The organism is Desulfosporosinus sp. HMP52 (assembly GCF_000765145.1).
Classification (GTDB): domain Bacteria; phylum Bacillota; class Desulfitobacteriia; order Desulfitobacteriales; family Desulfitobacteriaceae; genus Desulfosporosinus.
Genome location: NZ_JMGA01000002.1, coordinates 1 through 11649, shown reverse-complemented (window position 1 = coordinate 11649; position 11649 = coordinate 1). Strand labels below are relative to the sequence as shown.

9 protein-coding genes are annotated in these 11649 nt (G+C 44.0%); 4 read left to right on the top strand and 5 right to left on the bottom strand.

Annotation, left to right across the window (positions count from 1 at the left end):
- The first annotated feature begins 71 nt into the window (after positions 1 to 71).
- The gene (gene nhaB / locus DP73_RS00560) at positions 72 to 1577 is read left to right on the top strand and encodes a sodium/proton antiporter NhaB (RefSeq protein WP_034596673.1); all 1506 of its coding nucleotides are present in this window, start codon (positions 72 to 74) and stop codon (positions 1575 to 1577) included.
- A gap of 138 nt (positions 1578 to 1715) precedes the next feature.
- Here nhaB and DP73_RS00555 read toward each other — a convergent pair whose 3' ends face one another.
- From DP73_RS00555 to amrA, 5 genes are all read right to left on the bottom strand, one after another.
- A complete protein-coding gene (locus DP73_RS00555; protein WP_034596672.1) occupies positions 1716 to 3155 on the bottom strand; it encodes a carbon starvation protein A in 1440 nt (479 codons plus the stop codon).
- Between the two features lie 155 nt (positions 3156 to 3310).
- On the bottom strand, positions 3311 to 4120 hold the full coding sequence (locus DP73_RS00550; protein WP_034596669.1) for a LytTR family DNA-binding domain-containing protein: 810 nt from the start codon (positions 4118 to 4120) through the stop codon (positions 3311 to 3313).
- Positions 4117 to 5886, bottom strand: a complete 1770-nt coding sequence (locus tag DP73_RS00545) for a LytS/YhcK type 5TM receptor domain-containing protein (protein WP_242865651.1) — start codon at positions 5884 to 5886, stop codon at positions 4117 to 4119. The genes DP73_RS00550 and DP73_RS00545 overlap by 4 nt, the downstream gene beginning before the upstream one ends.
- A gap of 19 nt (positions 5887 to 5905) precedes the next feature.
- Positions 5906 to 6868, bottom strand: a complete 963-nt coding sequence (gene amrS / locus DP73_RS00540) for an AmmeMemoRadiSam system radical SAM enzyme (RefSeq protein ID WP_034596665.1) — start codon at positions 6866 to 6868, stop codon at positions 5906 to 5908.
- A complete protein-coding gene (gene amrA / locus DP73_RS00535) occupies positions 6861 to 8123 on the bottom strand; it encodes an AmmeMemoRadiSam system protein A (protein ID WP_034596841.1) in 1263 nt (420 codons plus the stop codon). The genes amrS and amrA overlap by 8 nt, the downstream gene beginning before the upstream one ends.
- 407 nt (positions 8124 to 8530) lie before the next feature.
- On the opposite strand from amrA, the gene DP73_RS00530 reads away from it, so the two are divergent.
- The 3 genes from DP73_RS00530 to DP73_RS00520 all read left to right on the top strand — a co-directional run bounded on the left by DP73_RS00530 (position 8531) and on the right by DP73_RS00520 (position 11534).
- Complete coding sequence (locus DP73_RS00530) at positions 8531 to 8911, top strand: RidA family protein (protein WP_034596662.1); 381 nt, start codon at positions 8531 to 8533, stop codon at positions 8909 to 8911.
- Between the two features lie 193 nt (positions 8912 to 9104).
- Positions 9105 to 10424: an MFS transporter gene (locus DP73_RS00525; RefSeq protein WP_034596660.1), complete on the top strand. Its 1320-nt coding sequence runs from the start codon at positions 9105 to 9107 to the stop codon at positions 10422 to 10424.
- Positions 10425 to 11018: 594 nt separating this feature from the next.
- Positions 11019 to 11534 (top strand): hypothetical protein, encoded by a 516-nt coding sequence (locus DP73_RS00520; protein WP_034596656.1) that lies wholly within the window; start codon positions 11019 to 11021, stop codon positions 11532 to 11534.
- Positions 11535 to 11649 lie beyond the last annotated feature (115 nt).

Below are 11649 nucleotides of genomic sequence, written 5' to 3'. Positions count from 1 at the left end.
GTAGGTCACGACCTATGAGTATTTACAATGTTATAGCCAATATAGCATTTTTAATTTTGGAGGATTGTCATATGAAACAAATAGGTATTGGAGAGGCATTCAGAGCAAATTTTCTGGGTCACGCTCCGAACTGGTACAAAACAATAATTCTTGCGTTTCTAGTGTTAAACCCTATTTTGATGTTTACCGTAGGTAAGTATGTTACCGGTTGGGTGTTGATTATCGAATTTATCTTTACCCTGGCCATGGCGCTAAAATGTTATCCTCTCCCTGCAGGTGGGCTTCTGGCCATTGAAGCCGTTGTGATTGGGCTTACTAACCCCCATTCGGTCTATCACGAAGTTGAACTGAACCTGCCGGTGATTTTGCTTCTGATGTTTATGGTTGCCGGGATCTATTTTATGAAAGAAGGTCTTGTATACCTATTTACCAAAATTCTCACCAAAGTACGCTCTAAAGTCGCCCTGGCCTTCCTGTTTTCTATTATGGGTGCAGTTCTTTCTGCCTTTTTGGATGCGCTAACCGTAACGGCGGTGATTATCGCCGTGGCCTATGGGTTCTACAACATCTTCCACAAGTTTGCTTCCAGCGAAAAAGTCTACGACACCTATGACATCAATCACGACCATATCATTGATGAAAAATATCATGAGGACCTGAACCAATTCCGTGGTTTTCTGCGCAATCTGATGATGCATGGTGCTGTAGGTACTGCCCTGGGCGGAGCAACAACACTGGTTGGTGAACCGCAGAACCTACTCATTGCCTCCATTATGAAATGGGACTTTGCTGATTTCTTTTTAAACAGTGCACCCGTGTCTATCCCGGTACTCATCGTTGGTGTTCTGACCGCTATTGCCCTTGAAGTCACTAAGTTTTGGGGGTACGGCTATCAGCTTCCTGAATCTGTTCGAAAGGTTATCGAAGATGACGTAAACGCCAAAGACGCTGCCATGGATACTCGAGGACGTGTACGCCTGATTATTATGGCTGTATGCGGCGTGATTCTGATCTTCTCCCTGGCGCTGCACCTGGCAGAAGTCGGTATTATTGGTCTGATGATTATCATCCTGCTGACCGCTTTTAACGGGGTTATTGAAGAAGGGCGCATCGGTCATGCTTTTGAAGAAGCACTGCCCTTTACTGCGCTGCTGGTCGTATTTTTCTCCATCGTTGCAGTTATTCATGACCAGCATCTATTTACACCAATCATTCAGTGGGTACTCCAACTGGAAGGCCAGGATCAGCTTGTCGCTTTCTTTGCCGCAAACGGTGTCCTTTCTGTAGTCAGTGACAACGTATTTGTTGCTACTGTATATATGAGCGAAACACAGAAAGCCTTTGAAGCTGGAGGCATTGCCCTGGAACATTATAACAAGCTGGCAGTTGCCATCAACATGGGGACAAACACTCCTTCTGTTGCTACACCAAACGGTCAGGCGGCATTCCTGTTCCTCTTGACCTCTGCACTTGCTCCCCTGATTCGCCTGTCTTATATGGAAATGGTGAAACTGGCTTTGCCCTACACTATCGTCATGTCTATTACAGGTGTGCTGGCAACAATGTATTTGTTGTAAGGTTAAAAACGGTTCCTCGGGTCGGGCGGGTCTATTATTCTTAAGCATGTTTTGGGATATTTTTCAGGGTATAAAAGCACAAGCAAAAGAGGCCGTGTAGAAACATAGTTTCTCACGACCTCTTTATATTTTAGTTTATTACTTTGCAGAGACAGGAACAATCTGCTCTGACTGAACTTTGCGTTCCTTGCTAACTTTACGAGCAAATACCCCTGTGATTCCAAGGGTAATGACCAGTCCGACGGGATAGGAAATACTTGTCGGCAGTCCAAAGCCTTCCGGGGCTTGTAAGAGGTAGGTGAAGGTCACTGCCGTCATAAAAATTGCCGGAATTGTTGCAATCCAGTGCAAGCGTTTCTCCTGAACGAGATATACCGCAGCTGCCCAGAGCAGGATCATAGCTGTTGTTTGATTTGCCCAAGAGAAATATCTCCAGAGAAAATTAAAGTCAATTTTGCTCAGACCAAAGGCAACCGCAAAGATAGGAATTGAGATAGCTAAGCGTTTTGAGATTGGCTTTTGGCTCATCTTTAGAAAATCGGCGATTACCATGCGAGCTCCGCGGAAAGCAGTATCCCCTGAAGTAATCGGCAGAATAATAACTCCGATAATAGCCATCGTTCCGCCGATAGCACCTAGCATGGTTATCGATACTGTGCGGACTACTCCAGCGGGGCCGCCTGCGGCTAAGGCTTCTTGTAATCCAACCGTTCCGCCGAAAACAGCCATTCCTGCTGCTGCCCACACCAGGGCGATAGCAGATTCTCCGATCATCATACCATAAAATACTTTTCGACCATGTTTTTCATTTTGCAGTGTGCGTGCAATAAGCGGAGATTGGGTAGCATGGAACCCGCTGATAGCACCACAGGCTATCGTAATAAATAGTAATGGCCACATAGGCAAATTCTTAGGATGGAGATTACTTAGGGTTAGTTCAGGAATATGATATCCTTTTAAAACCAATCCCGCTCCAACTCCGACAGCCATGATAATAAGCAAAAGACCAAAGATTGGATAGATCTTGCCAATTATCTTATCAATCGGCAAAAGTGTTGCCAAAATATAATAGATGAAAATCGCCGCAGTCACCACACTTAAGCTAATCCACGACGGGGTAAGAGTAACAATTAGATTAGCAGGTCCGGCAACGAAAACAGTTCCTACAAGAACCAAAAGCACTACAGAAAAGACATTAACAAACTGACGCATTCCTTGACCCAAGTACTTGCCCGCAATATCAGGAAGCTGTGCCCCTCCATTTCTTACGGAAAGCATTCCACTGAAATAGTCATGAACTGCACCGGCAAAAATCCCTCCGAGGACAATCCAGAGAAAAGCGACAGGTCCCCATAAGGCACCGGCAATCGGTCCAAAAATCGGCCCCAAACCAGCGATGTTTAAGAGCTGTACCAGACTTCCTCGTCCAGAGTCCATGGGCACATAATCGACTCCATCCGTTTTCGCATAAGCTGGGGTTTCAAGGTTTTCATTGATCCCAAAAACTTTCTCTACAAACTTACCGTAGACCATGTAACCTAGAATAAGTGCGACAAATGAAAGCAAAAAAGTAATCACAAGAATCCTCCTCTCAGATTTAAACTAGATTAAGGAACTATGAATAACTGCCTTTAGTTTAAATCCTTCGAAGGAAAGGATGTCATTTTTATGTTTATAATGTTGAAAGCATTGTCTGAAAGTGATCCTTTCAAGTCTGTTTTGCAATATATATTTTAGATATCTAATTCGTCTTTTAACGCTTTGACATAAGCTCTGCTCACAGGAACTTTAGAACGCTTGGCATCATTTAAGATTAATGTATATGCTCCATTAAACCAGGGAACTAATTCACGGGCAAAGTTTAAATTTACTAAATAGCTGCGATGAGGGCGAAAAAAGGGATAACTCGCTAATTTTTCTTCAAGTGTCTGTAAGGTAGCCTTAATTAAATACACTTTTTCCTCCGTTTTAATGAAAACTTCTCTGTTTTCACGATAAACATAGAGGATATCTTGGGGATCTATCAGTACAACACTTTCTTCACTCTGCACAGCCAGTTTTGAGATTTTGGAAACTTGGGTATGTCTTTTGGGCATTGATAAGCCGTCACCTGTCATTTTTGACAAAAGTTCTAGAAGAGCATTATTAAGAACATGACCCTTGGCAGCGGTCAGAGGACTTTCTATCCTTTGACGAATTCTTTCCATAGTTTTTATGACCCGTTCCTCATCGAATGGCTTTAGCAGATAGTCTATTGCGCTAACTTCAAAAGCTTGAATAGCATGCCTGTCATAAGCGGTAGCAAAGACTATCATTAAATTCAGGTCTTCTTCTAGCAACTTTCTGGCCACGGCTAAGCCATCGAGATTGGGCATGTGTATATCCAGAAAGGCTACATCAGGTTTAAGATCCAAGATTAAGGCTAATGCTTCCGCGCCTTCCGTCGCTTCCCCAACAATATCCACGTCAGAGCATTGCTTTAGCAGATAAGTCAGTTCATCTCGAGCTAGAGATTCATCGTCGGCAATAACGACTGAAATCACTTAACATTCCCTCCCTGCTTAAAAGGTATCCTGAACCAAATACTTGTTCCCTGCTCTAATACACTATCAATATGAAGTCTGAACTCCTCACCAAAATGAAAGATAAGACGCTGATTGACATTATATAAGGCCAAACCTGTACCTTCTTGAGATTCAATTCGACTGTGGAGCAATTCAGCAATTCGCACTGCTGAAATCCCAATTCCGTTATCCGTAATATTAATGAGAACAAAATTTTCGTTTTCATTAACCTGCTCAGTAACCTGGACAAGAATCTCACCGGGTTTCTCCAGGCCTTTAAGCCCGTGGCGTATACCATTTTCTACAAGAGGCTGAAGTGTAAGGGGAGGAAGAAGGACATCTTTGAGTTTGGGGTTAATTTCAAATTTAACACTTAAGCGTCCTGGGAAGCGAGCTTGTTCAATTTCCAAATAGGCACGGGTATGTTCCAATTCCTGCCTTAATGCCACAAATTCGTAAAGAGAGGCATTTAGATTCTGCCTAAAAAAATTCCCGAGCTGAATGAGAAGTTTTCGGGCCATATTAGGCTGTGTGCGAATGAGAGCTACTATTGTATTTAAGGAATTGAAGAGAAAATGGGGGTTAATCTGGGCTTGAAGTGCTTTGATCTCAGCCTCCCGAATGAGTTGGGCATGGTTTTGAGCATCCACCACCTCAAGCTGGTGAGAAAGAAGTTTCCCTAAACCCTGGGCGACTTCTTTATCTACTGGCTTGATCTGTTTAACATTTAAAAAGTAGAATTTCAGAACCCCAACTACCTCATCAGACTTTTTCAAAGGCACAATAATTGCTACCGCTAGGGGGCAGCCTTTTTGCGGACAGTGAATTTCTGCTAAGGATTTAGGGATATAGAGCGTTCCTGTTCTTAGTACTTTCTTAGTTGCTTCTGTCAAAATAGTATGGCCCGGCAGGTGATGATCATCTCCTAAACCGACATGGGATAGAATTTTTTCATGATCAGTAATGGAAACTGCAGAAACACCCGTTGTCTTTAAAAGCAGCTTGGAAAGTTGTGTTGCCGACTCAATTGTAAGTCCTTGACGCAGAGTGACCAGCATCTGATCAGCGATATGCAGAACCTTTTGGGCCTGATTTGCCTCAATCCGGTCTTCTTCGTGGATCACAGAACGGATAATTGCTACGAAAAGTGCGATTCCAAAGCTATTTGCCAAGATCATCGGAAGAGCAATAACTTGTACCAGAACCACTGCACTCTCCCAAGGCTTAGCAATCAGAAGAATAATCACCATTTGAACGGTTTCCGCAATGACTCCAGTTAATAACGCTTTTGAAGTCGGGACAATTCTGCGATTCCCTATCTTAAGATATACAAGGCCGGCGATTAATCCTTCTGTCACCGTTGAGATCCCACAAGCAACACTGGTAAATCCGCCTAACAAAGTTCGGTGAATACCGGCGATGAGCCCAGCCCCCAAGCCCACCCAAGGGCCACCTAACAGCCCGCCAATGACTACTCCAACCACCCGGGAATTCGCGAGAGCTTCTTCAAAACCGATTGCATCTACCCGGGGTACCCAAAGAAAGGAGTTCGTACTAGGTCTTATAGAAATTCCGGTATAGGTGCCCACAATACCAAACAACCCAAAAACTATTGAGAGTTTAATAATCGTCCACTGATCGAGTTTATGATCAATAAGATTACGAAAGGCGGTGAGCCTCGTTAAGATAAAAGCGATTGCCACAATCAGGCCGATATGTTCAATCATTAGGAATAAGAGATGCACTGTTAGGAATCTCCTTTCATTACATCGTCATCCCAACTCCAAAAATACCCTCCCCACATTTTGGGCAATATCCCTGGTCTAGGTGGTTAATAAGGTGGGTTTGACGTTCAATAACAGCTTTCCCGCACTGTGGACAATAGGTCGTACCTCCCCCTCGTACATTTCCCAAATAGACATAAGGTAGATACTCTTTGCCAATATCCAAGGCTCTTTCTAAAGTTTTTCTCTCCGTGGGCGGAACATCAAGCTTATAAGCAGGATGATAGGCACTTAGATGCCAGGCCAGTGGGACATTAAGTTGGCGCAGCCATTTTGCTAATTCTTTTAGCTCTTGGGGATTATCATTTGCCCCTTGAATAAGAAGGGTTGTGATTTCCAAATGAACTCTCCCTGCTAATCGCTCTACATTATCTAATACCCAGGCTAATTTGCTGCCACAATAATGCTGATAAAAACTTTCTGTAAAGGCTTTTATATCAATGTTAACTGCATCCAGCCAAGGAATCAGTTCCTCAAGAAAGTGAGGCGCAATAGTTCCATTGCTTACCAAAACCACCTTTCCCCCTCGAGCACGAACCAAGGGAGCTGTATCTCTAATCATCTCAAACCAAACGCTGGGCTCTGAATATGTAAAACAAAGCCCTATTGATTCCCGCTCCTGCATAGAGAGATCTGCTAGCCTTGACGGAGAAACCTTTTTTCCAACTTGATGTTGCTGAGATATCTCATGATTTTGGCAAAAGGAACAGCTTAGATTACAACCAAAACCTCCGACAGAAAAAATCCATGATCCGGGATAAAAATGATAAAGAGGCTTCTTTTCAATGGGATCCATATTCCAGGACGCTACTTCACCATAGGTTCGAGATACAACTTCCCCTTCTCGGTTTTCTCGAGCATGGCATCTGCCTGATTGCCCATGACTTAATTGGCAATGCTGGGGACAGAGCAGACAGCTGGCTTTATAGCTGTGATTACTCATAATGCCTTTTAACCTCAAATCTCCAAAGTTCTACGGAGCCTTCGTAGATGCCCGCCTTTTGTTGAGCAATACTAATTTGCTCAGCCACCGTATCTACCCCTTCCAAATGGGGGAGTAAAAGTCCGCTTTTTCCTCGTTGTCGAACAACAACTCCATATCTCCAGGGATCCAACTCTTCAGGCCCGTCGATCTTCTCAAGTTCTCCAAGTACATCTACCGTAAAGCTTAGCGAATCCAATTCCTCCCCTCGAACTGGGCGAAAACGCGGATCCTGTGTCCCGGCAGCGATTGCATTATGCTGGATTTCCAAAGCTAAATTTTCCTGCCATGGTTCGGTTGTCCCAATACACCCTCGCAAATTCCCCCCTTGTTTCAGTGTGACAAAACATCCCCTTCGCACAGAGAACTCCGATGTTAACGGGGCAGGCAAATCTAGTACCCCCTCTTCACCTTTCTCTAAATACGTGGCCAGACAACGCCGGGCCCACTGTGGCAAAGGCGAAGAATGATAGAGATCAGCAACGAGATACCCTACGCCAAAAGGCCCTTCATACGAAAGGACTTCAGGTGCTCCCTCTTTAGCTGCCAGTGCCAAGAGCAGGCTTCGGTAACCGCATTCACCGGCTTCTTCAACAAGGTCGGCCGGCAGATCAGTGATTTTTCTCGTATCTCTCTGGAGAGTCTTCACTATAAATTGGTCGAATTCCGGCCCGGCAGAAGCAAAGCCATAGGGCCCGTCCTCTCTCAAACGATGAGAGAGATCCCCACTTGCTACAAGGGCATAGCGTCCCGGCAATTCCTCAAGAATCTGACCGATCCGCAGCCCGTAATCCTCAGGATGCTCTAAGGGCATCCCTAACAGAACGACCTTGCCCTTCCACCCTGCCTCTTGCAAGAAATATAGAGGTACAAAGGCACCATGATCAATAGAACCCTGGATCGGAATAATTCCTGAAAGGTTTCGAAATTGTTCTATAACCAGAAGGTCGGTTGCTAAAGACAAACTGACCTGTGGGGCTCCAAATTGAGCAAAACTTCCTTGAATATTGTCATCAACGACAAGAGTCATGCCATCCTTGACAAGAGGCGCGTGAGGTGAAACTAAGATTACCGTTTCAACTCCCGCTTGAGCTATTCGATTTGAAATCTCTCGATAGGAATCTAAGCTTGCTTGACATTTTCTTTCCTCTCCCTTACCAACTTCAGGAACCAGAAGAGGAGGATGGGGAACAAATATTGTATAAACTAAGCTCATGTTCAACACTCCCTTGATGGAATCATTTAACAACAGTTTGACAAGAGCTTTCTCCTTTGTCAATTAAGAGTCAACTCTTAATGAGGAGCAGTTGTTTGCTAAAATAGGTTTCTCAATTTATCAAATAATTATAGCTTAATACTTGGGAACAGTTCCGTTAGCAAACTATCCCTGTCCCCCAGAAACAAAACGGTACTAAAACCAAAAACCGATGAAGTTTTAAAACCGGATAAAAACTCCTTATAAGGGAAAAACTATTTTCAATCAACCAAAAATTCCAGTTTCTTGCTTGGTTATTCCCCTAAACTCGGCTATACTTAATAAGTCATAGCATAGAGAAATTAATTCAGACAGAGTTCTCTTTCTGAGATATTTGCATGACAAAATTCAAGGAGGTAGATCTTACCATGAATAAACAAACCCTTAATACTCAAAATGCCCCTGCTGCTATTGGTCCATATTCACAAGGGGTCAAAGTAGGCAACCTAATCTTTACATCAGGGCAATTGCCTATTAACACTCAGAGTGGAGAATTAGTTACTGATATTGAAGGAGCTACCAAGCAATCCTTAGATAATGTTAAGGTAATTTTAGAATCCTCCGGTTCTTCAATGGATAAAATCGTCAAGACAGTGGTTTTCTTAAGAGATATGAACGATTTCGCAGCAATGAATGCGGTTTATGCCACCTATTTCCCGAGTAATCCACCTGCTAGATCTGCTGTCCAAGTTGCAAAATTACCTAAAGATGCAATTGTAGAAATTGAAGCAATCGCTCTCGCTGAATAAAGCGTTTTTAAAAAAGGTTCCTAAATTCAACTTGCGAATTTAGGAACCTTTTCAAATTAAGTAAATTTTTATCCAAAACCCATAACTTTTGGAGGTATTTGCATAATAGAGTGGAGAATATGTACTATACTATCTAATAACATAAATGTTTAAACTTTAGATCTTATCAGCATGCTTAGAAAGGACGAAGGCTATGACCCTAACCGAACGCTTAGAAACATTACCTGTATCTAAATTTCATTATCTTCTGCTGATCTCAGCTGGCCTAGGTTGGATGTTTGACTCTATGGACACCGGAATTATTTCCTTTGTACTCCCTGTGTTAATGAAGGCTTGGAGCCTCAGCCCAGAACAAGTCGGTACAATCGGGAGCATCGGACTTGTAGGTATGGCAATCGGAGCCATACTTTCGGGAACTATCGCTGATGTCATTGGCCGGAAGAAGGTTTTTGCCTCAACACTTATTATCTATAGTTTGGCAACAGGATTATGTGGTCTGTCTTGGAATTATGAATCTCTATTATTCTTTCGTTTTTTAGTAGGGTTCGGTTTAGGAGGGCAACTTCCTGTAGCTGTAACCCTGGTAAGTGAATTTTCTCCTGCTAAACATCGTGGTAAATTTCTCGTTCTCTTAGAAAGTTTTTGGGCCATAGGGTGGCTCTTAGCTGCTCTTGTTTCATATGTGATTATTCCCTGGTTAGGATGGCAATCCGCCTTTTACATTGGCGCCCTTCCCGCCCTGTATGTATTCTATCTCTGGAAGTCCATCCCTGAGTCTCCTCGTTACTTAGCCTCAAAGGGAAGATTCTCTGAAGCGGAGGAGATTGTAAAGGACATTGAAACTCAAGCCGGTGTTCAGCGTTCTAACACGAAGCAGCACTTGCAACAGAAGACTCTGCCAAGAATGGCAGTGACCGAACTTTTTTCAGCAAAATTTCTCAAGAGAACTGTCTTTCTGTGGCTGCTCTGGTTTGGCATTGTCTTTGCTTATTACGGAATTTTTACATGGCTTCCTTCGATACTCGCTTTAAAGGGTTTTGCCTTAACTAAAAGTTTTCAATATGTAATGACGATGACTCTTGCCCAAATTCCTGGTTATTTTAGCGCTGCCTATTTAGTGGATAAGATTGGTCGAAAACCAACCCTGGCTATATATCTCATCGGCACGGCAATTTCTGCTTATTTCTTTGGACTAAGCACAGATGTTCAAACTATACTTATAATGGGATCTCTAATGTCCTTCTTTAACCTGGGTGCCTGGGGAATTGTCTATACTTATACTCCGGAGCTTTATCCTACCCATGCTCGAGCTACCGGATCCGGTTGGGCTGCAGGTTTTGGAAGAATCGGCGGAATCTTGGCTCCTATAGTGGTGGGTTTAATGATAGGGACTTATAAGTTACCTTCAGAATCTGTATTCCTGATGTTTGCAACAGTCCTTATTCTAACGGCCCTCAATGTAATAATCCTTGGAGAGGAAACTAAAGGAAAACCCATGGATGAAGCTTCCTAATGAAAGTAAACTTACTTGTACAGCATGCACAGCGGAGGAGGGTTCGTTCACACATTTATGGTGTTAAAAGAACCCTCCTCCCTTTAATCGTATAAGAAATGAAGTTTGAGTAGACCCTCATGCAGCTACATGGCGGCACCATCAAAGGATGAAAACTGAAGGACTGCTTGATAATACGCTGAAAAATTCTGCGAGGCCTTACGACAGTCCCTCAAAGTACTGCTTATACCCTAGAAAGCTGGCTGGAGGAGCGCTTTTCTGCTAAGCGGATGCGTCAGTGAAGCCGCGCTAAGGCGAGGGCCGACGGTTCGCGTCCTCGTAGCGCGCCGCAGGTTCACATTCAGAAATACCCGGAGGTTCGGACGCGCTCGCGAACCGTCCAGCGAGCCAGCGGCGGAACTCGCAGACGCGTGCAGAAAAGCGCTTCCCCCAGAGCCAGACAGAAGAACCGACCCCAATTATACCCAGGAAGGTTTTTTTTAAGAGTCGGTATACAACTTCCTTTTATTTACATTATTGTAACTTTTATCAATTAAGTGCATACCGTGTATTACGAACCAAATAATTCAAACGTTTATATAAGGGGGCTTTCCCATGAAATCCTTGATGGGGCAACGGGGTTATTCCCCAACGCAATACAACAGATTCTCCCCCATTCAGAGGCAGGAATCAAGACCTGCTTCTCAGCAAGGGACAGAACCATCCCCAAATCAATCGTTTAATTCCCAACCGGTTCCGCAACCGTCGCCTAAGCCGGTAAGTCAGCCTGTATCACAACCTATAACACCCTCCCCGTCTTCTATTCAGAAGCAAACACCGTTACCAGACCCTCGCTCCTCTTCAGCAACAGCAGAGTCTCTGAACCCTTGGCAACAGCAGGCCGGAGCTCTTATCAAGCAATATGGCCCATCTCTAATGAAGCAAATCGGCCCCCCTTTGGTACGAAAAGTAGGCCTTCCCATTGCACAACGTCTAGGCCCTCCTTTAGCACAGAGGGTAGCGATCCCCCTGGCACGACGGGTCGGGCTGCCTCTGGTACGCAAAGTGTTTTTTCCTCTTGCCAAGCGGGCAGGCTTTGCCCTGATTCGTCGCATAGGCCTTCCCTTTTAGCCCCTTCATTCTTGACAACTATCCTTCGTTATTATCAATCTCGCTTGAAGTATGAGAGTCTCAATAAAAATAATAAAAGGCCGTTGGCAACGGCCTTTCAGCTTGTAGACAATAG

Coding starts and splice junctions, on each gene's coding strand:
- nhaB (WP_034596673.1), top strand. CDS start 72: ATGAAACAAATAGGTATTGGAGAGGCATTCAGAGCAAATTTTCTGGGT.
- amrS (WP_034596665.1), bottom strand. CDS start 6,868: ATGAGTAATCACAGCTATAAAGCCAGCTGTCTGCTCTGTCCCCAGCAT.
- amrA (WP_034596841.1), bottom strand. CDS start 8,123: ATGAGCTTAGTTTATACAATATTTGTTCCCCATCCTCCTCTTCTGGTT.
- DP73_RS00530 (WP_034596662.1), top strand. CDS start 8,531: ATGAATAAACAAACCCTTAATACTCAAAATGCCCCTGCTGCTATTGGT.
- DP73_RS00525 (WP_034596660.1), top strand. CDS start 9,105: ATGACCCTAACCGAACGCTTAGAAACATTACCTGTATCTAAATTTCAT.
- DP73_RS00520 (WP_034596656.1), top strand. CDS start 11,019: ATGAAATCCTTGATGGGGCAACGGGGTTATTCCCCAACGCAATACAAC.